The organism is Nocardioides sp. NPDC057577, from assembly GCF_042801335.1.
In the GTDB taxonomy this organism is placed as follows: Bacteria; Actinomycetota; Actinomycetes; order Propionibacteriales; family Nocardioidaceae; genus Nocardioides.
This window is the reverse complement of record NZ_JBHVGB010000048.1, coordinates 12856-34141: the sequence shown is the minus strand read 5'-3', so window position 1 is coordinate 34141 and position 21286 is coordinate 12856. Positions and strand designations below refer to the sequence as shown.

Annotated in this window: 16 protein-coding genes; 6 read left to right on the top strand and 10 right to left on the bottom strand. The window is 70.2% G+C overall.

Going from position 1 to position 21286, the window contains the following annotated elements:
- Positions 1–94: 94 nt before the first annotated feature.
- Together ACFU7D_RS12390 and ACFU7D_RS12385 are read right to left on the bottom strand one after the other, a co-directional pair.
- On the bottom strand, positions 95–1285 hold the full coding sequence (locus ACFU7D_RS12390; protein WP_378867390.1) for an MFS transporter: 1191 nt from the start codon (positions 1283–1285) through the stop codon (positions 95–97).
- A 66-nt stretch (positions 1286–1351) separates the two neighbouring features.
- On the bottom strand, positions 1352–2233 hold the full coding sequence (locus tag ACFU7D_RS12385) for an RNA polymerase sigma-70 factor (protein ID WP_378730148.1): 882 nt from the start codon (positions 2231–2233) through the stop codon (positions 1352–1354).
- A 136-nt stretch (positions 2234–2369) separates the two neighbouring features.
- Here ACFU7D_RS12385 and ACFU7D_RS12380 point away from each other — a divergent pair, with 136 nt between their 5' ends.
- Positions 2370–3113, top strand: coding sequence for an NUDIX domain-containing protein (locus tag ACFU7D_RS12380; protein WP_378867388.1), 744 nt, complete (start codon positions 2370–2372; stop codon positions 3111–3113).
- A 10-nt stretch (positions 3114–3123) separates the two neighbouring features.
- Here ACFU7D_RS12380 and ACFU7D_RS12375 read toward each other — a convergent pair whose 3' ends face one another.
- The 3 genes from ACFU7D_RS12375 to ACFU7D_RS12365 all read right to left on the bottom strand — a co-directional run bounded on the left by ACFU7D_RS12375 (position 3124) and on the right by ACFU7D_RS12365 (position 10793).
- A complete protein-coding gene (locus tag ACFU7D_RS12375; protein ID WP_378867386.1) occupies positions 3124–6540 on the bottom strand; it encodes a glycosyl hydrolase in 3417 nt (1138 codons plus the stop codon).
- A 14-nt stretch (positions 6541–6554) separates the two neighbouring features.
- Positions 6555–9749, bottom strand: a complete 3195-nt coding sequence (locus ACFU7D_RS12370; protein WP_378867384.1) for a family 78 glycoside hydrolase catalytic domain — start codon at positions 9747–9749, stop codon at positions 6555–6557.
- A gap of 114 nt (positions 9750–9863) precedes the next feature.
- Positions 9864–10793: an EamA family transporter gene (locus ACFU7D_RS12365; RefSeq protein ID WP_378867382.1), complete on the bottom strand. Its 930-nt coding sequence runs from the start codon at positions 10791–10793 to the stop codon at positions 9864–9866.
- 73 nt (positions 10794–10866) lie between these two features.
- On the opposite strand from ACFU7D_RS12365, the gene ACFU7D_RS12360 reads away from it, so the two are divergent.
- The gene (locus tag ACFU7D_RS12360) at positions 10867–11793 is read left to right on the top strand and encodes a LysR family transcriptional regulator (protein WP_378867380.1); all 927 of its coding nucleotides are present in this window, start codon (positions 10867–10869) and stop codon (positions 11791–11793) included.
- Here the strand turns inward: ACFU7D_RS12360 and ACFU7D_RS12355 are convergent.
- From ACFU7D_RS12355 to ACFU7D_RS12340, 4 genes are all read right to left on the bottom strand, one after another.
- The gene (locus ACFU7D_RS12355) at positions 11766–12725 is read right to left on the bottom strand and encodes a co-chaperone YbbN (RefSeq protein ID WP_378867378.1); all 960 of its coding nucleotides are present in this window, start codon (positions 12723–12725) and stop codon (positions 11766–11768) included. The genes ACFU7D_RS12360 and ACFU7D_RS12355 overlap by 28 nt on opposite strands.
- 23 nt (positions 12726–12748) lie before the next feature.
- Positions 12749–13255, bottom strand: a complete 507-nt coding sequence (locus ACFU7D_RS12350) for a PH domain-containing protein (protein WP_160027818.1) — start codon at positions 13253–13255, stop codon at positions 12749–12751.
- Positions 13256–13342: 87 nt separating this feature from the next.
- On the bottom strand, positions 13343–14287 hold the full coding sequence (meaB, locus tag ACFU7D_RS12345) for a methylmalonyl Co-A mutase-associated GTPase MeaB (RefSeq protein ID WP_378867376.1): 945 nt from the start codon (positions 14285–14287) through the stop codon (positions 13343–13345).
- A gap of 12 nt (positions 14288–14299) precedes the next feature.
- Positions 14300–15487, bottom strand: coding sequence for an acetyl-CoA C-acetyltransferase (locus tag ACFU7D_RS12340; protein WP_378730108.1), 1188 nt, complete (start codon positions 15485–15487; stop codon positions 14300–14302).
- A gap of 141 nt (positions 15488–15628) precedes the next feature.
- On the opposite strand from ACFU7D_RS12340, the gene mce reads away from it, so the two are divergent.
- From mce to ACFU7D_RS12320, 4 genes are all read left to right on the top strand, one after another.
- Positions 15629–16078, top strand: a complete 450-nt coding sequence (gene mce, locus ACFU7D_RS12335) for a methylmalonyl-CoA epimerase (RefSeq protein WP_378867373.1) — start codon at positions 15629–15631, stop codon at positions 16076–16078.
- Between the two features lie 141 nt (positions 16079–16219).
- On the top strand, positions 16220–17560 hold the full coding sequence (ccrA, locus tag ACFU7D_RS12330) for a crotonyl-CoA carboxylase/reductase (RefSeq protein WP_378867371.1): 1341 nt from the start codon (positions 16220–16222) through the stop codon (positions 17558–17560).
- Positions 17561–17879: 319 nt separating this feature from the next.
- Entirely contained in the window at positions 17880–19040 is a 1161-nt protein-coding gene (locus ACFU7D_RS12325; RefSeq protein WP_378867369.1) for a hypothetical protein, read from the top strand.
- Positions 19037–20230 (top strand): AI-2E family transporter, encoded by a 1194-nt coding sequence (locus ACFU7D_RS12320; RefSeq protein ID WP_378867367.1) that lies wholly within the window; start codon positions 19037–19039, stop codon positions 20228–20230. The genes ACFU7D_RS12325 and ACFU7D_RS12320 overlap by 4 nt, the downstream gene beginning before the upstream one ends.
- Before the next feature lie 55 nt (positions 20231–20285).
- On the opposite strand, the gene ACFU7D_RS12315 is transcribed toward ACFU7D_RS12320, so the two are convergent.
- A complete protein-coding gene (locus ACFU7D_RS12315) occupies positions 20286–21248 on the bottom strand; it encodes a DMT family transporter (RefSeq protein ID WP_378867365.1) in 963 nt (320 codons plus the stop codon).
- Between the last annotated feature and the right edge of the window lie 38 nt (positions 21249–21286).

Genomic DNA, 21286 nt, shown 5'->3' with positions numbered 1-21286 from the left:
GTCCAGACACCGGTCAAGATGCGCCGACTCGGCAGGGTTACTACGCCGCTCCGCTTCGCGAGACACCGGTCAAGATGCGCCGACTCGGCACGCCTCACCGCTCGAGAGACGCCAACGCAACCCAGGCAAGCACCCCAGCAACCAGCACGGTCCCAGCAAGAACCCAGTAGAGCGCGTCGTACCCACCCAGCACAGCAGCGAGCCCAGCCCCGACAGCAGGAGCGAGCGCACCCGCGACCCCGGCAGGAGCCGAGTAGACACCGTTGAGCGCGGCGTACCTCTCCGGCCCCCACACGTCGCTGACGACGGTCGCGGAGATGAGCGTGTAGAGCCCGCGGGCGGTGCCGGTGAGCACGGCGACGACGATCATCACCCAGCCGACCGCGGGCAGCAACGGAAGCAGCGCGACGGAGGCCGCGAACCACAGCACTGCCCCGATCATCCGGGCCCGGACGCCGAAGCGGCGCGCCAGCATCGGGTAGAACGCACGCCCGGCGACCTGACCGGCGCCGCTGAGCCCGAGCGCCCAGGCGGCGGTGGTCGGGCTCAGCCCGTGCTCGACGAGAAAGGGCACCAGATGAACGATCGAGGCGAAGACGACCATCGTGACCAGCGTGCCCGCGAGGGTGAGCAGCACGAACCGACGGCTCCGCAGCACGTCCCGATCCCGTACGGGCCGGCCGTCCTTGCTCGGCGCGGCCGGTGACCAGGCGAGATCGAGCACCACGACGCTCGGCACGAAGGTCAGCACGACGAAGGCGCCGGCCAGGATCACGTACGTCCAGCGCCACTCCACCCACCCCGCCAGCGCATCGGTGAGCGGCGCGAAGATCGTCGAGGCGAAGCCACCGGCGAGGGTGAGCGTGGTGATCGCATCGACCCGCCGGGCACCGAACCAGTGAGTCAGCGCCGCGAAGGCCGGCGGGTAGAAGGTCCCCGCCGTCGAGAGCCCGACCAGCAGCCAGCCCAGCGCGAAGATCCAGTACGAGGGCGCAGCAGCGACCACCAGCAGCGACGCCGCCCCCAGCACGCTGGCCCCGGCCATCACCCACCGCGGCCCGAAGCGCTGGATGACCCGCCCGACCGGGATGCCTGCCACGGCCCCCACGAGCGTGCCGGCGGAGAACGCGGTGGTGATCGCGGCCGCCGACCACCCGGTGGCGTCGACGATCTGCGGCTGCAGGACGGTGAAGGCGTAGTAGAGGACGCCGTACGCCGCGGTGACGGTCACACAGAGCGTGACCAGCACCGCGAGCAGTGGCCGCCCGTCGACCCGCTGATCCATCACCGACCTCCAAGCAGCACGTAGGTCGTCACCCTCCCACGCGCCACCTCGGCGCCGACATCGGCCTCAGCGTTCCAGGTGGACCTCTTCCGCGACGCCGCTGAGCTTGGCGGGGTTGCGTACGTAGTAGAGGCTGGTGACCATGCCGTCCTCGACATCCAGGGTGACGACGCCGTCGACCTCGTCGCCGAAGTAGAGCAGCATCCCGGGGGCGCGGTTGACGCTGGTGAGCTCGAACCTGGGGAAGTCGTACTTCGTGGCCAGCCCCGCGAAGAACCGCAGGACCTTGTCGGCGCCGTGGATCGGCTTGCGGGCCGCCTGGACCACACCGCCGCCGTCGGAGAAGAGCACGACATCAGGGGCGAGCACGTCCAGCAGCGACTGCAGGTCGCCGCCGGTCGCGGCATCGCGGAACCGCTCCAGGGCCCGGCGCGCCTCGGCCGCCGAGACCGACTCGCGCGGGCGCCGCTCGGCGACGTGGGCGCGCGCCCGGTGGGCGATCTGACGCACCGCGGCCGGCGACTTGTCGACCGCCCCCGCGATCTCGTCGTAGCCCAGCGCGAAGACCTCGCGCAGCACGAAGACCGCCCGCTCGGTCGGCGAGAGCGTCTCCAGCACCAGCAGCACCGCGGTCGAGAGCGAGTCGGCGAGCTCGGCGTCCTCAGCGACGTCCGGTGAGGTCAGCAGGGGCTCGGGCAGCCACGGACCGACGTACGTCTCCTTGCGGCGCGACAGCGTCCGGATCCGGTTGAGCGCGAGCCTGGTCGTGATCCGCACCAGGTAGGCGCGGTGGTCGCGCACCTCCTCCAGCGGCACATCTGCCCAGCGCAGCCAGGTCTCCTGGAGCACGTCCTCGGCATCGGCGGCCGAGCCGAGCATCTCGTAGGCGACCGTGAAGAGCAGGTTGCGGTGAGCAACGAACACCTCCGTCGCGGCCTCGTCACTCATGACCGCGACCCTACCGGCGCCGGGGTCGCCGGAATCCTGAACGTGCTGGGCATCGTCGCCCTCCTGTGTCGTGTCGAGCATCTCGTCACCATCCAGACACCGGCACTCATCAGGTTGTGACACTAGGGTTGTCCGCGTGAGCGAGCCAGAGACGACGACCGTTGCCGAGGGCGTTGCCCGGATCGAGTGGGCCGCGGGCGAGGCCGTCGACGTCGTACGCCGCGAGGTGGCCGCCGCGCTCCTTACCCACCACCGGGTGGAGGCGCTGGTCGACCCGGCCGATGTCACCGAGCAGCGCACCGCGACCTGGTCGGGGCTCCACCGCGAGGGCCTGCTCCGAGGCGTGGCGGGCGGTCAGGACCGGATGATCTACGCCCGGGTGGCGAGCGATGCCCCGGTGGAGGCTCCCGAGGGCTTCCGAGCGCTGCTCAACTCGTTCCTCCCGCGCAAGCGCGCGATCGGGCAGATGCTGGTGCGCGACGCCGAGGAGCGCGTCCTGATGTGCCAGCTGACCTACAAGAAGGACTGGGACCTGCCCGGCGGCATCGTGGAGGTCGGTGAGTCGCCGAAGCTGGCCACCACCCGCGAGATCGAGGAGGAGCTCGCGCTCGTCCTCCCCGCCGGCGATCTGCTGCTCACCGACTGGCTGCCGCCGTGGGGCGGCTGGGACGACGCCGTCTGCCTGGTCTTCGACGGCGGCGTCCACCCGGCCTCGATCGTCGAGCAGACCACTCTCCAGCCGCGCGAGATCCGCTCGGTGGCGTTCTGCACGCCCGACGAGGTCCGCGAGCGGGCCGCCGACTTCACCGCCCGCCGGGTCGAGGCCGCCCTCGCCGCGCTGAGAGGCGGCCCGACCTATACCGAGTCGGGCCGCCCCTAGCTCTGCTACCTCACCTCGACGGGGTCAGCTGCGCGAGGACCACCGCCTGCGGGCGCAGGCTGACCGGCCCGAGCAGGCCGGAGGTCGGCGGGACCTGGTTGGCCTTGCCTCGCTGGTTCAGCAGCGTGTTGGTGACCCGGACCTCGATCGTGTTCGCCCCGGCACGTAGCGCCTCGGTGACGTCGATGACGTACGGCCGCCACATCGCCCGCGGGAGCACGACCCCGTTGACGGTGACCTGCGCGATGTCGCGCACCTCGCCGAGGTCGAGCCGCATCCGCCGGCCGGCCAGGTCGGCGGCGGTGACGTCGACGGAGGTGCGGTAGGTCGCGCTCCCGGAGAAGCGGGGGTCGATGGTGGTCCACGATCCCAGCGGCCGGGTCTGCTCCGTCTCGCCCTCCCGCTCGAGCTTCACCGTCCACGGGCCGTCCAGCGCGATCGGCGCCAGCGGGTCGGTCACCGTGGCCTCGCCACGGTAGGTCCGCTGCCCGTCCTTGCCGATGAGAGCCGTCGTCCCAGGCTCGTCGACCAGTACGGTCGCCTCGAGCGCCTTCCCCTGCCTAGTCACCGACGTCGCCACCTGATCACCGACCAGGTGCGCGCCTGCCTTGGTGCCCTTCTGGAAGACGACTGCGAGCGTCTCGTAGGGATCCAGCCGCAGCGGCACGGTGGTCTCGTCGCGCCCGCCCTCGTCGTAGGTCGCGGCCACCTCGGTGCTGCCGTCGCGCGGGTCCCAGATCTCCGGCACACCGTCGACCGGCAGGGTCGCCGAGCTGCTGATCGCCTGGTCGCTCTCGTTGTTGACCAGGAACGCGACGTCGCCGTCGCGGCTGGTACGCAGCACCCGCACCGCCGGGGCGGCGGGGCTGAGCGCGGCGGCGGAGACACCGGCGCCGGCCGCCAGCCCACCGAGCGCGTCGACGTCGGACACGACAGCGACATGGCCGTCACCGACCCGCTTCCAACCGCCGGCGGCCGCGCCGAACAGCGACCGCAGCTCCTTCGCCAGCGCGGCGTCCCGGCCACTGGCCTCGAGCTCCGGCAGCGCCCCGACGGCGGCGACGCGGCCGCCGCTGCGTACGAACTTCTTCAGGGTCTTCGCCGTCTCCAGGTCGAGCACCGGCGTCGTCGGCAGCACGACCATCCGGTAGCTCGCCTTGCCGACCTTCAGCTCGCCGTCGTCGGACCGCGCTTGGAAGCGGGTGCCGGGGTCGCCGGAGAGCGAGCCGTCGCTGAGCAGGTCGAAGTCGACCTGGCCGCGCTCGAGCGCGAACGCCGCCGAGCTGAGCGAGTCGTCGAGCCCGTGCTCGGCGTCGGTGGTGCGGGTCTGCTCCGCGGCCCGCTGCGGCTGCACCAGGGCAGTCTCGGCGAGCGACGACCCCCGGCCGAGCTCCATGACCCGGCCGATCCACGCGTCGACGTCGCCCATCGCGTCCCAGTAGGTGCTGGCAGGCCCGAACGGGGGCGCGAAGTAGACCTGCTTCTCGTCGGTCCACATCGCGTGCAGAGCGGTGAAGTTGGCTCCGCGCACGGCGAGGGCGCCGATCGTGGCGTGCATGAACTCGGGGGCCACGCCCCAGCCGGAGTTGCCGAAGACCTCCACCAGGGCACGGTCGGCACCGCTCTGGTGCGCCGCCGAGGAGGCGTTGCGCATCAGGGTGGTCTGCTTGCCCGCGGTGTAGTCGGCGGTGATCATGTCGGTGCCGGGGACCTGGGCGTACTGGTTGTTCTTGGTCAGGTCGCCGGTGCTGTGCATCCGCTGCTGCGGGCCCTCCTCGTCGAGCAGCGGGTTGGTGATCAGCTGCAGCCCGTGCTCGCCCATCCACTCGGCCTGGCGCTGGTAGTAGTTGGTCGCGAACGAGTCGTTGACCGCGCGCCAGTACGTCCCGGAGTACTGCTCACCGGCGCGGCCGAGCTGGTCGGAGGCGGCGGTGTACGCGACGCCCGGGGTCCCGCCCGCGTCCTCGATCAGGTCGTCGAGACCGTCGGACCAGGCGAGCCGCTTGAACGGCCACGGCTCAGCCGAGGAGATGAAGGGCTCGTCGTCCCAGAAGCCCGGCACCACCGTGCCCATCGCCCAGCCGAAACGTCGCAGGTACTCCCCCTGCACCACCTCGAGCAGCCGGTCGGTCGCGTCGGGGTCGAGCAGGTTGAGGTAGCCGCGGTGGTAGCCGCTGGTGTCGTCGACCAGGGTCGTGTGGGCGAAGGTGTCCACCTGCCAGCGCCCGGCAGGCACGCTCCACGACCCGTCCTCGAGACGAGGGGTGAGCTCGACGAGGTCGCCGCCGTCGGTCGAGCCGGCGGGACGGGCCGCGGCCGCGACCGTGTCCTCCAGCCTGACCAGCGGGCCGCCGAAGTCGCCGATCGCCTCGCTGTCGTCGAAGGTCTTCGACCACAGCGTCGCGCCGGCCGGGTCGGTCACGGCGAGGTCGTTCCACTGCACCCGCTGCAGCCCCTCGACGGCATCCTCGATCCCGACGCCGCCGAACTCCGCACTGACCGCGGGAGCACCCGTGGCGTACGTCGCGTCGGTCGCCACCGGCTGGACGGTCTTGTTGATGAGCGGCCGGATCTCGTCGCCGGAGACGGTGACGCTGATCGTCTGCTCCCGGCGCCAGGAGAACCCCGGCGTGTTCACGCCGGTGGTCAGCCGGGTCCGCGAGTCGCCGTCGAGGCGCCAGACGCTCGCCTTGCCCTTCACGTCGACGTCGACGAGGTAGCCGCGGCTGCCGTCCTCGGAGGCGCGTACGACGAGCTGGGCTCCGGAGGCGGTCAGGGTGACCTTGCCGGTCACCGTGTAGTCGTCCCAGCCCGCGCCGGAGCTGATCGGGTGCGCACCCTCGCGGATGGCCCCATCCACGACGAGGCGACCGGCCTCGACGCTGAGGCCGCTGGACTCGGCCGGATCGATCGTCGCCGGGCCCTCGACGACCCGGGTCGAGCGCTGCAGCGCCTTGAGGCGCAGCTCGGGGCTCGGCTCGTACGTCTTGTCCCCGACGGTGCCGCCGTTGGCGATGATGCCGCCCGCCTTGCCGCTGGGGAAGTTGCTGTCGTTGAACAGCCAGATCCGCATCCCGGTGCGCTGTGCCTCCCGCAGGACGTGCTCGACGATGTCGAACCAGGCCTCGGTGAAGAACGCCGGCTGCATCTTGTCGCCGCCGTAGGGGAACAGGACTGCCTCGTAGACGCCCTTGTCACGCATCTCCGCCATCTGCGCGTCGACGACGTCCGGGGTCACGTTGCCCGTCCAGTACCAGTAGAACGCCGGGCGGCTGTCCTTCGGCGGGTCGGCGAAGGCCGCCGGGTCGAAGCCCCGGGCCTCGTTCGAGGCCTGGCTGGCCACCGCGGGATCGGCGGGTACGGTGCCGAGCGCGAGCGACGTCGCCAGGGCCACGGTGCCGGCGAGAATGCCGGTGAGTCTGATCATGGTCGTTGACTTCCTTACTCGGAGACGAACGTGTAGGTGCCGGTCCCGACCTCGAACTCGGCGAACCCGGAGACCGTCGAGGTGACCTTGCGGGCGCCTCGGGGCGCGATGACCCGCTGGCCCTCGGCGACGGGCACCCGGACGGTCGCGGTGGTGTTCGGCGGGATGGCGGCGGTGAGCCGGACCGTGTCGTCGGTCCGGACCCAGGAGCTGGAGATCGTGCCCCGGACCGACTCATAGGAGGACGCGGCCGACTCGACGTCGCCGACGAGCGCGGGCTCGATCACGACCTTCTTCCAGGCCACCGAGCCCTCGGCCTGGCTGATGCCGGCGACCCCACCGGTGAACCAGGAGTCGATCGCGCCGAGCATGTAGTGGTTCTGCGAGGCGCCGGAGCTGGTCCAGCTCTCCGGCAGCGAGGTCGCACCGGCGGCGAGGAACTTGCCGTAGCTGACCCCGTCGTTGCGCTGCACCCAGTCGTGGAGCACGTCGTCGAGCCGTTCCCGGGAGAGCAGGTCGACAGCGGCGTACAGGCCCACCTCACCGACGACGATGTGGTCGTCGGCGGCGCGGATCTGCTGGACGAACCTGTCCAGCACACCGGCGCGCAGGTCGGCCGGGACGAGGTTCTCCTGGAGCGCCAGGGCCTGGCTGGCCTGGTCGCCGTTGCCGTAGAGCCCGGTCTCCGGGCGGTAGAAGGTCGCCTGGAAGGCGGTCGCCACCTCCCCGGCCTTCTTCTCGTACGCTGCCGCGTCACCGTCGCGCCCGAGGGCGGCCGCGATCCGGCTCATGTGGGTGAGGATGCGGTGGTAGGCCCAGGTCTGGGTCAGCGGCGCCGGCGTGGCCGGTGAGGCCGGGGTGATCCAGTCACCGAGGCCGCCGGAGACGATGCCGTTCGTCGAGATCGAGGCCAGGTAGTCGGCGTACTCCACCATCTGCGGCCAGTGGGCGCGCATGGCGCTGTCGTCGCCGTACCACTGGTAGATCTGCCAGGACGACACCGCGAGGGTCGCGCCCCAGTTGGCGTCGTGCCGGAAGGCCCCGGCGAAGAGGGCGTCCTCCGGTGCCGTGGTCGGGATCAGCCCGTTGCCCTGCTGGGCGTCGACGACGTCCTGCAGCATCTTGCGGTAGTGCGCCTGGACGTCGTAGCCGTAGGCGAGGGTGTCGAAGACCAGGTTGGTCTGGTCGAGCCAGCCGAGCTTCTCGCGGTGCGGGCAGTCGGTGAAGACGGAGTACATGTTCGACTGCACCGAGCGGTCGATGATCTTGTGGATCCCGGTCATCTGAGCATCCGAGGTGGTGAACGAGCCGACCGCCCGGTCGGTGGCGCGCAGGACCTTTCCTGTCACCGACTCCGCCGTCGGCGGGGTGGTCAGGCCCTCGACCTGGAGGTAGCGGAAGCCGTGGTAGACGAATCGCGGCGTGAACGTCTCCTCGCCGGTGCCGGCCAGAGTGAACCGGTCCCGGATGTCGCCGCCGACGCTGCCCTGGTCGACGGTGCCGTCTGCCTTGAGCTTCTCGGCCGGGCGCATCGTGATCGTCGTCCCGGCCGGTCCGCTGGTCGTCAGCTGCTGCCAACCGGCGAAGTTGGTGCCGAGGTCGAAGACGTACGTCCCTGCCTTCGGCTCCTTGACGGCGACGGTCTCCAGGGTGTCGACCTCGCGGATCGGCGGGCTCTGCTGAGCCACCAGCTCCGGGTCGCCTGCCGGGGCGCCGATGTCGACCGCGTCGAGCCAGCCGGCACGGTCCGCGCCGGGCTCGTTCCAGGCGCCGAGGTCGCGCCGGGCGTCGTGGTCCTCGCCGCCGTACCAGTTCGAGAAGGTCACCTCGCCGAGGGTCGACTTGAACGAGGAGCCGGTCGCGACCGTCTGGCGCCGGCCGTCGCGGTAGGTGATCTCGAGCTGTCCCATGGCCCGCGGGGCGCCGTGCCCGGCGGCGGCCTTCATGTAGCGCTTGGGGATCTCGGGGGTGTTGAAGACGTTGTAGATCCCGTTGCCGAGCTCGATCCCCCAGGTGTTGCCGCCCTTGCGGAGCAGTCCGGTGACGTCGTAGGTGGCGTACGGGACCCGCACGCTGTGCTCGGTGTTGCCGGGCTGCAGCAGGTCCTTCGAGACCGGTCGCCCGTTGAGCGAGGCGTCGTAGACGCCCTCGCCGGTGACGTAGAGGCGCGCGGAGGCGACGTCACCGCGGGCGGTGAAGTCCTGGGCCAGCACCGGCAGCGCCTCCGGGGCAGCGTGCAGGTTGGAGATCGCGGTGACCTTGGTCCGCGGCCCCACCTTGGTGAACGCCACGCCGTCGGCGGAGACCGAGGCCTGGAAGTCGCGGGGGAAGTTCGGGGTGGTGCCGTAGTCGCTGGGCGCGTCCCACAGCGAGTAGAGGCGGACCGTGTCGATCGCCGTCGGCTCGCCGAGGTCGATCGTGATCTCGATCGGCTGGTCCTGGACGTCGGTCTCGGGGTGGTAGTCGCTGCGGTAGCCGCGAGGGTCGTCCGCGGTGGTGACCTTGCCGTCGGTCAGGTAGGCGGGGTCCCACACGCCCGGCTCGGAGTTCTCCTCGGAGACCGTCACGGTGGCACCCTCGGCCAGGTTGGCCCCGTCGGCGCCGTTGGTCACCTCGATCTCGCCGAGCTCGAGACGCGGCTTCCAGTCCGGGTCGTCCAGCGGTTCACCGGGTCGGCCGAGGTCGATCACGGTCAGGCGTACGTAGCGGGTCTCCTGCGCGCCGATGCTGACGTCCTGGTGGAGGGGCTCCGCCCAACGTCGGTCGGTGATCCACTCCCCCTGCCAGTCGGACTCGTCGAGCAGACCCATCTCGAAGGAGGCGGGCCGGCTCCACTCGCTGGCCCGGCCGGCGGCGTCCCACACGCGGACCTGCCACAGCGCCTCGTCGCGAGAGGCGAGGCGGTCGCCGTCGTAGGACGTCGCCATCACGGCCGAGCGGACCCGGCCGCTGTCCCACAGGTCGGGGCGGCCGAGGCGGCCGCGGGTCGAGGCGACGCGGACCTGGTAGGCCGTCTGCCGGGCGACGCCGGCACCGTTGCGCCACTGCAGGTCCGGGGTCAGGTCGTCGATGCCGATCGGATCGCTCACTCCTCCGACGCTGAGCCGCACCGGGGCGGCCACCTCGTCGGACGGGTCGCTCGCCACCGCCGCGGACGGCATCAGACCGACGGCTGACGCCACGAGCGCAAGGCTCACCAGGGCTCTCATCGCACCTCCTGAAACGATTCAATTCCTACGGAGGTTCAGTATGTCTCACGTCACACCTATGACGGGAGTCACAACAGCAGACTGGCCGCATGCGGCCACATCCGGCCGAGCCCGTCAGCGACGCTCGCTCTCGACGAGATCCGCGAGCGGCGCGACGACCCCGGACGACCGGGGCAGGCGCACGACTCCCTGGGCGACCAGCGCCCCGATCACCAGGAGCGCGCCACCGGCGAGCTCGCCCGCGCTCGGCACCTCCCCGAGCAGCAGCCACGCCGAGCCGATCGCGACCGGCGGCACCAGCAGGATCCACGGCACCACCGACGACGCCGGGTGCCGCGCGAGCAGCGAGTTGAAGATCCCGTAGCCGACGAACGAGGCCAGCACCACCGTGTAGACCGTGGACACGAGCGCCTCCCAGCCGAAGGCGGCCACCCCTTCACGGATCCCCTCCGGCCCGTCGAGAACCAGGGAGAGCGCCAGCAGCGGGAGCGGCACGACCAGGGCCGACCAGACCGTCAGCGAGAGCCCGCCGGGCACCTTGGCCGCCCGGGAGATCACGTTGCCGATCGCCCACGACAGCGCGGCGAGCAGGCACAGCATCAGCGCGACGACGGGCACGTGACCACCTCGCCCGAGCGCGACCACGACCAGACCCAGGGCGCCGGCGACGACACCGACCACCTGCATGAGGGTCGGCCGCTCGCGCAGCACACCGGCAGCGATGACGATGGTGAGCACGACCTGCGCCTGCAGCACCAGGCCGGCCAGCCCGGGCGGCATCCCGGCGGCCATGCTCGTGTAGAGCAGCCCGAACTGGCCCAAGCTCATGAAGACCCCGACGGCCGCCACGACCCGCCACGACGCCTTCGGCCGAGGAAGCAGGAAGACCGCCGGGAACGCGACCAGGAAGAACCGCACCGCGACCAGGAGCAACGGCGGCACGGTCTGCCCGTCGCGCGGCGCCAGACCCCAGTCGATGACGACGAAGTTGAAGCCCCACAGGACGGCGACGAGGACGGCGAGCAGCGAGTCACGACGGTTCACACCATCAACGATGACCCCCAAGACAATGAAGCACCAGCGAATGATTCTTCATTCGATGACGTAATATTCCTTCATGATCGATCTCGCCTCGCTCGTCGCCCTGCGCACGATCGACACCCACGGGTCGGTGGTCGCGGCCGCCGACGCTCTGGGCTTCACGCCCAGCGCCGTGTCGCAGCAGGTCAAGCGGCTCGAGCGACAGGTCGGCGTACCTCTGCTGGAGCGGATCGGACGCGGCGTCATGCTCACCCACGCCGGCCGGCATCTGGTCGACGAGGGCTCACGGCTGCTCGCCGACATGGAGTCGCTGGAGTCCGGGCTGCACGAGCAGGCGACCACCGTGGCCGGGCGGCTGCGGCTGACCGCCTTCTCGACCGCGATGCGCGGACTGGTCGCGCCGGTCGCGGGCGAGCTCCGCATCGCCCATCCCGAGCTCGCCCTCACCCTCTCCGAACGCGAGCCGTGGGACACCGTCGACCTGGTCGCGACCGGTCACAGCGAGATCGGCGTCGTGCACTCCTGGGGCGACGTGCCGCTGTCCATCCCCGACCATCTCGTCACCACCGAGCTCCACCGCGACATCGCCGACGTGATCGCCCATCGCGACCATCCGCTGGCCCAGCTCGCCAAGGTGACCCCGCACGACCTCGTCGCCGAGGACTGGATCGCGACTCCGGAGGGCACGATCTGCCGGCAGTGGCTCAACCGGATGTACGCCGGCACCGGCGGGCTGCCACGGATCGCGCACGTCTCGATGGAGTTCGACAGCCATCTGGCCCTGGTGCGAGCCGGGCTCGGGATCGCGCTCGTCCCCCGCATGGGGCGAGCCGCGCTGGGTGAGGACCTGGTCGCCGTACGCGTCGTCGACCCGATCCCCACGCGCGAGATCCTCGCGCTGCACCGGCGCACGATGACCGCCTCACCGGCGGTCACCGCCGTGCTGTCGGCGTTGGTGGCTCAGAACAGAGCCGATCAGAACAGGGCCGAGGCCAGCGACTGACGGCCCTTGAGCACCCGCTCGTCGTCGTTGCCGACCGCGGCAAAGAGGCCCAGCAGGTGCTCGCGCGCCTTGTTGCGCTCATCCCCCGACGTACGCCGCACCAGCTCGACCAGCCGGAGGAAGGAGTCCTCCACGTGGCCGCCGAGCAGGTCCAGGTCGGCGACGAGCGTCTGCGCCTCGACGTCGTCGGGCGCGGCCGCGGCGGCGGCACGCGCGGCGTTGAGGTCGACCCCCTGCGTACGCTGCAGCACCTTGGCCATCGCCAGGCCGGCGGCGGCCTCGGAGTCGGCGGGGTTGGAGGCGATCAGCTTCTCGTACTCGGCCACGGCGGCGTCGATGTCACCGCGCTCCAGCGCGTCCTGGGCCGGGGCGTAGCGCGGATCCATCGCCGGCTCGTCCCCGTCCTCGGTCGCCACGGCACCGCCGAGGGCGTTGGGCTTGTGCCGCCCGCCGATGCCCTGGGTGGTGAGCTGCTGCCCGAGCTGCTGGAAGACCGTACGCAGCTCCTCGAGGTTGAGCGCGCCCGGGATCGGCTGGGTGACCGGCCGGCCGTCGAGCAGGATGTAGAGCAGCGGCACCTGGGGCACCTGCAGCGCCTGCGCGATCTGCGGGTTCTTGTCGATGTCGACCAGGCCGAGCAGGAAGCGGCCGTCGTACTCCTCCACGACCGCCGAGACGTCGCCCGCATAGGTGACGCTCTCGGGAGCGCGGGAGGCCGAGTAGAAGACCAGCACGACCGGAGCGGTCATCGACGCCTCGAGCACCGACTGGAAGATCTGCTCGTCGACCTCGACGGTGTAGGAGCCGGCACTTCGCCCCTGAGCGGGAGCCGCATCGGCCGGACCGCCGAAGGGGGCGTCCGGTGCGGGCGTGGTGCTGGCGAGCCCGGAGAGGTCGACGGCTCCGGGACGGGAGAACGGCTGCTGCGTCATGGGGGCAATCCTATGAGGACGGTCTAACCGACGCTGCCACGGAGGCCCGCACGCTGGACGACGCGCTGGATGGTCAGGTCTCGCTCGTTCGGCCGACCGACGAAGTAGATGTTGTTGAGGCCCTGCTCCTGGGCGGCCGACTCGAAGACGAAGTGGCCGTAGTTGAAGATCTGGCCGGTGAACGACTGCTTCACGGTGATGTCGAGAACTCGCGCCAGCGGCATGGTCGCCAGCTCGCTCGAGAGGACACCGTGGACGCGGAAGATGCGCATGTTGGTGACCACGAACCGGTCCCGGCTGACCACCAGCGCCCGCCAGAACGCGTGCCCGACCAGCGCGAACGCGAGCAGCACGATGATCCAGGCGACGTTCATGTCGATCGTCGCCGCGACGATCATCAACGCCAGCCCGAGGATCGCCTCGCCCACCGGGCGGAGGTAGGAGACCCAGTGATGGGTGACCTCGTCGACGACGACCTCACCTTCGTCACGAAGAAGGTGCTTGGAGATGTCGACACCGAAGAGGTTCACACAGGCCACGATAGTGACTCCGCAGAACTCGTGGCGAGAGAACAGGCCGTACGCCGGGACAACTCCCGCCGAAAGCGCGGCCCAGGTCTAGTCGTCGAGGAGCACGTCGGCCGCGGCGTACGGGTCACGAACGCCCTTGACCACCTCGGCCGCCAAGGTGTCCAGGTCGCCGGAGGAACCCACGCTCGTCCATCTCGCCCGCAGGGTCTCGACGGCGATGGCCTCGACCTCGGCGCGGGCCCGACGCGTACGCCGCAGCTCCAGCGTCCCGCTGGAGCGCAGCCACTCGCGGTGCTCGTCGAGCGCGTCGACGACCTCGGCCAGGCCCTTGCCGGCCTGGGCGACGGCGGTGAGGACGGGTGGGTTCCAGGCCCCCTGAGTGCGGTCGGTCAGGCGCAGCATCCCGCGCAGGTCGCGCTGGACCTTGGTCGCGCCGTCGCGGTCGGCCTTGTTGACGACGTAGAGGTCGCCGATCTCCAGGATCCCGGCCTTCGCCGCCTGGATGCCGTCACCCATCCCGGGCGCGAGCAGCACCACGGTGGTGTCGGCGAGCCCGGCGATCTCGACCTCCGACTGGCCGACGCCGACGGTCTCGACCAGCACGACGTCGAACCCGGCCGCATCGAGCACCCGGATCGCCTGCGGGGCCGACCAGGCCAGGCCGCCGAGGTGGCCCCGGGAGGCCATCGAGCGGATGAAGACACCCGGGTCGGTGGCGTGGTCGGTCATCCTGATCCGGTCCCCGAGCAGCGCACCACCGGAGAACGGCGAGGACGGGTCGACGGCCAGCACCGCGACGGTGCGCCCCTCGGCGCGCAGCTCGCGGACCAGTGCGGAGGTGGTGGTCGACTTCCCCACCCCGGGCGCGCCGGTGAGCCCCACGATGTGGGCGTGCCCGCAGTGAGGCGCGAGCGCGGCCATCACCTCACGGAGCCGCTCTCCCCCACCGACCGGGGCGTTCTCGACGTACGACACCAGCCGCGCGACCGCCCGGGGCTCACCGCCCCGGGCGCGCGCGACCAGGTCGCTCACATCAGCGATGGCTCAGGCCTTGGGCACACGCACGATCAGGGCGTCGCCCTGACCGCCACCGCCACACAGCGCGGCGGCACCGGTGCCACCGCCACGACGCTTGAGCTCGTGGGCGAGGTGGAGCACGACTCGCGTACCGGACATGCCGACGGGGTGGCCGAGGGCGATCGCGCCGCCGTTGACGTTGACGATCTCGGGGTCGAGGCCAAGCTTCTTGGTGGACTCGATGCCGACGGCGGCGAACGCCTCGTTGAACTCGACGAGGTCGAGGTCCGCGGCGGTGATGCCCTCCTTCTCGAGGGCCTTGGCGGTGGCGTTGGCCGGCTGCAGCTGCAGCGAGGAGTCGGGGCCGGCGACCATGCCGTGCGCGCCGATCTCCGCCAGCCACTCCAGACCCAGGGACTCGGCCTTCTCCTTCGACATGACCACGACGGCGGCAGCACCGTCGGAGATCTGCGAGGCGGACCCGGCGGTGATGGTGCCCTCCTTGGCGAACGCCGGGCGGAGCTTGCCGAGCGACTCGGCGGTGGTGTCGCCGCGTACGCCCTCATCGGTGCTGACCACGACCGGGTCACCCTTGCGCTGCGGGATCGACACCGGGACGATCTCGTCGTCGAAGACGCCGTTCTTCTGGGCCGCGGCGGCGCGCTGGTGCGAGGTGGCCGCGAAGGCGTCCTGCTCCTCGCGAGTGAGCTTGACGCCCTCGGCGTTGACCTGCTCGGTGAGCCCGCCCATCGCCTGCTTGGTGAGCTGGTCGTAGAGCGCGTCGTAGGCCATCGAGTCGACCAGCGTGGTGTCCCCGTACTTGAAGCCCTCACGCGACTTCGGCAGCAGGTGCGGCGCGTTGGTCATCGACTCCATGCCACCCGCGACGACGACCTCGGCCTCGCCGGCCCGGATCAGCTGGTCGGCCATCGCGATGGTGTTGAGGCCGGAGAGGCAGACCTTGTTGATGGTGAGCGAAGGCACGCTCATCGGCAGCCCGCCGGCGACGCCGGCCGCGCGCGCCGGGTTCTGGCCGGCACCGGCCTGGATGACCTGGCCCATGATCAGGTAGTCGACCTGCTCCGGCGAGACGCCCGCCTTCTCCAGGGCGCCCTTGATGGCGATGCCGCCCAGATCGGCCGCGGACAGGCTCTTGAGCCCGCCGAGCAGGCGGCCGATCGGCGTACGCGCCCCGGCGACGATGACGTTGGACATGGGTCCTCCAAATGTTGGTGGTGCTGATCTGCTCCGAGGTTACTAATTAGTAACCTCAGTTGGAAGAGTGTTGAGCGCAGCCCGGTGTGGCTGTCATCACACATTGTGCCCGTTGACCCCGACCTCAAGGAGAGTAGGCCCATGACATCGGTAGAGATCCCACCGCACCTGTTCACCCAGATCGACCACGTCGGTCTCGCCGTCGCCGATCTGGACGCGGCGATCGACTTCTACGAGACGACCTTCGGCATGAAGCTCGCCCACCGCGAGACCAACGAGGAGCAGGGTGTCGAGGAGGCGATGATCGCGATCGGCGACTCCGACAACAAGCTCCAGCTGCTCGCCCCGCTCAACGAGAACAGCACCATCGCCAAGTTCCTCGACCGCAACGGCCCCGGCATGCAGCAGCTCGCCTACCGGGTCACCGACGTGGAGCAGGTCTCCGCGATCCTCCGGGAGCGCGGCGTACGCCTTCTCTACGACGCGCCGCGACGCGGCACCGCCGACTCGCGGATCAACTTCATCCACCCCAAGGACGCCGGCGGCGTCCTGGTCGAGCTCGTCGAGCCGGCCGCGAACCCCGCCCACTGAGCTCACCTCACCGAGCCCACCACGGCACGTGAACGATCCAAGAGTCATGTGTCACATCAGGCTGGCAATAACGGTTACTCACCAGTAATGTCCAGCGAACTAGAGTCAACCGCGACCCCTACGACGACGCAGGAGCCGACCATGCAACACATCCTCGACGCGATCCTTGCCGGCGATACGCCCGGCGAGGAGTTTGCGAACCTCGAGATCCCCGACCACTACCGTGCCGCCACCGTCCACAAGGACGAGGTCGACATGTTCGAGGGCGTCGCGACCAAGGAGAAGGACCCGCGCAAGTCCCTCCACGTCGAGGACGTCGCCCTGCCCGAGCTCGGTCCGGGCGAGGCCTTCGTGGCCGTGATGGCCAGCGCCATCAACTACAACACCGTGTGGACCTCGATCTTCGAGCCGGTCTCCACCTTCGGGTTCCTGGAGCGCTACGGCAAGGAGTCCGAGCTCGGCGCGCGCCACAACCTCGACTACCACGTCGTCGGCTCCGACCTGTCCGGCGTCGTCCTGGCCGTGGGCGCAGGCGTGACCAAGTGGAAGCCGGGCGACCGGGTCGTCGCCCACTGCCTCTCGGTCGAGCTCGAGGCTCCCGACGGCCACAACGACACGATGATGGACCCCTCCCAGCGCATCTGGGGCTTCGAGACCAACTTCGGCGGTCTCGCCGACGTGGCGATGGTCAAAGCCAACCAGCTCATGCCCAAGCCGGAGCACCTCACCTGGGAGGAGGCCGCCTCCCCCGGCCTGGTCAACTGCACCGCGTACCGCCAGCTCGTCTCCGCCAACGGCGGCAACATGAAGCAGGGCGACAACGTCCTGATCTGGGGCGCGTCGGGCGGCCTCGGCGGCTTCGCGACGCAGTACGCCCTCAACGGCGGCGCCAACCCGGTCTGCGTGGTCTCCAACGAGGAGAAGGCCAAGATCGTCCGCAACATGGGCGCCGAGCACGTGATCAACCGCTCCGAGATGGACTTCAAGTTCTGGAACGAGGAGGGCACCCAGCAGAACCCGAAGGAGTGGCTGCGCCTGGGCAAGGCCATCCGCGAGCTCACCGGCGGCGAGGACATCGACATCGTCTTCGAGCACCCGGGCCGCGAGACCTTCGGCGCCTCGGTGTTCGTGACCCGTAAGGGCGGCACCATCACCACCTGCGCGTCGACCTCGGGCTACATGCACGAGTACGACAACCGCTACCTGTGGATGAACCTGAAGAGGATCATCTCCAGCCACTTCGCCAACTACCGCGAGTCGTGGGAGGCCAACCGCCTCATCGCCCAGGGCAAGATCCACCCGACCCTCTCGCGGACCTACACCCTCGAGGACGTCGGCCAGGCCTCGCTCGACGTGCACCACAACAAGCACCAGGGCAAGGTCGGCGTGCTCTGCCTCGCCCCGGAGGAGGGCCTCGGTGTCCTCGACGAGGAGAAGCGCGCGGCCCACATCGACAAGATCAACCTGTTCCGCGGAATCTGAGACGTCGGGCCCGGGTAAATAGCCCATTTGAGACTGGATTCACGGCCGGTCTCCCCTTGCGCGAGGGGTGACCGGCCGTAGTCTTGCCCTTTGGGAGCAGAGGGCAAGACACAAACCCCCCTAAAGTGTGAGGAATCCGCCACAAATGACGAATGAGGGACTATCCATCTTCAACGAGGCTTCCGAGCCTCGGAAGAAGCCTGACCAGGACGCGACGGAGACGCAGGTTCTCCCTCGGGTTCCTGGCGCTTCCGGATCGCCCAGCTCCGGCCACAACTCGGCTCCACCGGCTCCAGGCTCACTCCCAGCCTTCCCGGTCGTGCGGCGTGGCGGATACGACCCCGGCACGGTGAACGCGCGGGTGCAGCAGCTTCTCCAGGCCAACGGCCAGGGCCAGTCGGCGCTGCGCAACGCTCAGCGACGCATCGCCGAGCTCGAGCGCAAGGTCACCGACCTCAAGGCCGCTGCCACCCAGGGCAACGAAGCCCCGTCCTACGCCTCGCTGGGTGGTCGCGCGAGCGCGATGCTCCGGCTGGCCGAGGAGGAGGCCGCTGCGGTCAAGGAGTCTGCCGAGAAGGAGGCCGCGGTCATCCGCGAGGCCGCCCAGCGTGAGGCTGCCGCGACCAAGGCGTCCGCCCAGCGCGACATCGAGGCGCTGCGTACGACGCACTACAAGGAGATCGACGATCACCGCGAGAAGGTGACCTCGGAGGTCCAGCAGGCCCGCAAGATGGTGCAGGCCGAGAGCGACGAGCTGCTCGCCGCCGCCAAGCGCGAGGCCGACCAGGTCAAGCTCGCTGTGCAGCAGGACGTCACCCAGCTGCGCACCTCGACCCAGCGTGAGGTCGAGAAGGCCCGCGCCGGTGCGGACCGCGAGGTCCAGGAGGCCCGGCGGATGCTCGCCGTCGAGCGCGAGCGTCTCGCCCGCGAGGCAGCCGACCACCACGACCAGGCGATGGCCGAGACCGCTCGGATCGTGACCGAGGGCGAGACCCGCGCCGCGGACGCCGAGGAGCGGGCCCGGATCGCCGCCCAGCACGTCGCCGACCAGCGCGCCGAGCTGGCCAAGGAGTCCGAGGGCATCGTCGCTCGCGCCCGCCGCGACGCGGAGGCGATCCTGTCCAAGGCTCGTGCCGAGGCCGACCACCTCGCCTCCACCGCGACGGTCGAGGCCGAGAAGGGCCACGCGATCATCAAGGCCGAGGTCGACCGCCTCACCAAGCGTCGCGACGCGATCGCCGCTCAGCTCTCCTCGCTCACCGACCTGGTCTCCGGGTTCGGCAAGACCGAGGACCCGGCCGAGCTGGAGGCCCCGAAGCCGATCACCGAGGACGAGGACATCGTCGACGGTGAGCTCGTGGTCGACGAGAGCGTCACCCTGGTCGGCTCCGACGACCTCGACGACGACTACGACGACTACGACGAGCCTTCGGACAAGACCGCGATTCGCGAGCCCGAGACTGCGACCGAGAGCCGGTGACCGCCGCTGCCGACCGTCCTGCCGACGGTCCTGAGACGACGTCTGCCCAGACCGACTCCAGCGACGACGCGACGGTCGACAGCGAGGCCGCGATCGACCTCGAGGAGCCCGAGGAGGAGAGCGAGCGGGACAAGCGGTTCGGAAAGCCCGGACCGCCGTTCGACCGGAAGTCGCCCTATCTGTTCGGGCTGCTCCTGGGCCTCGGCCTGCTGACGGCCTACGCAGCGGGCAACCTCCTCACCACGATGGGGAGCGTGATCCTCCAGGTGGTGGTCTCGCTCTTCATCGCCGCCGGGATCAACCCGATGGTGGTGTTCCTGCAGAGGCGTGGCTTCTCGCGGCCGTGGGCGGTCCTGAGCGTCATCCTCGGCGTGCTGGGCGCCCTCACGCTCTTCTTCGTGGCGCTCGTGCCGGTGATCAGCGACCAGGTCGCCAAGATCTCGGCCAACGTGCCGGACTGGATCGACGAGCTCCAGCGCAACCAGCGCATCCAGCAGTTCAACGAGGACTACCAGATCCTCGACAAGGTGCAGGACTACGTCGCCAGCGGCGACTTCGTCAGCAGCGCCTTCGGTGGGGCGCTCGGCGTGGGCCTGGCGGTGATCAACGTGCTCGTCACGGGCTTCATCGTCATCGTCTTGACGCTCTACTTCATCGCCGCCTACGACCAGACGAAGAACGCCATCTACCGCCTCGCCCCGGCCTCGCGCCGCGAGCGGTTCGGCAAGCTCGGTGACCGGGTCTTCGACGGTATCGGGGGCTACGTCTCCGGGGCGTTCATCGTCGCGCTGTGCGCCGGTCTGTCCACCCTGGTGCTGCTCTTCGTCATCGGGATGGGCGAATACGCTGTCGCCCTGGCCTTCGTCGTCATGATCACCGACGTGATCCCGATGATCGGGGCCACCATCGGCGCGATCATCGTCTGCGCGATCACCTTCGCGACGACCGACTTGAAGACGGGTCTCATCGCGGTGATCTTCTACATCGCCTACCAGCAGTTCGAGAACTATGTCGTCTATCCGCGGGTCATGTCCCGCTCGGTCGACATCCCCGGCGTCGTCACGGTGATCGCGGCCCTCGTCGGTGCCTCGCTCCTCGGTGTCGTCGGCGCCCTGCTGGCGATCCCGACGGCGGCCGCCGTCCTGATGCTGGTCCGCGAGGTCTACGTCAGGGCCCAGGACGAACGCTAGCCCCGACCACCTGTGAAGCGCCGCACGCAGCCGATGCGTGCGGCGCTTCGCGCTGTCAGGAGTCGGTCGTCGACTGCTCTCCCTGCTGGACGGCGATGATGCCGGCCAGCACGACGAGTCCGCCGATGAGCTGAATGAGGCCGGGGGCCTCGCCGAGCAGCAGCCAGGCGACGACGACGGCCGAGACGACCTCGAGGAGCCCCACGAAGGAGGAGAGCCGCGAACCGAGGGTGCGGGTGGCCGCGATGCCGGTGGCGTACGCGACCGAGCAGGTCAGCACGCCGAGACCGATCAGCGGCACCCACCATGGCATCTCCAGTCCCGCCAGGACCACCGCCGAGGTCTCCATCTCGAACGGGATGGCCCCGACCAGGCAGAGCAGCGCGAGCAGGACCGTCGCGCCGGTCAGGCCGAGCCAGGCCAGCGCGAGCGGCGGCAGCGTGGTGCTGGAGTGGGCGTTGAGCACGTAGTAGCCGGCCAGTCCGACGGCGGCCGCGGAGCCCCACAGGACGCCGAGCGGGTGCACGTTCGCGCCGCTGACCAGGTCGAGGACCAGCACGAGCCCGGCGATCGCGACGAGCGCGCCCACCATCGTCAGCCGCGAGGGCCGCTCGCCGTGCCGCAGCCACATCCAGGCGACGACGAGCACGACGCCCATGTATTCCAGCAGTAGCGCCGGCCCGACCGCCATCCACTGCACCGCCGAGAAGAACGCGAACTGCGGCACCACGATCGCCAGCAGTGCGTACGCCACCACGACCCGCCAGCTCGCCGCGACACCCCGCCACCGGCCGGCGAGCGCGCGCAGCGCGAAGGGCGCCAGCACGACGGCGCCGATGCCGACGCGGAAGACGAGCACCCCGCCCGTGGACCAGCCGGTGTCGAAGAGGCCGCGCCCCAGCGGCCCGGAGAGGCTGAACGTGACCGCCGAGACGACTGCCATCAGCAGTCCGGCAGCCACCAGCGGCGTCTTCTGCGTGCTCTGCGGCACCGCCTCGTCATTAGTCAACGTCGTCATGGCACATGACAATCCCACCGGCGCGGTAATGTGTCAAC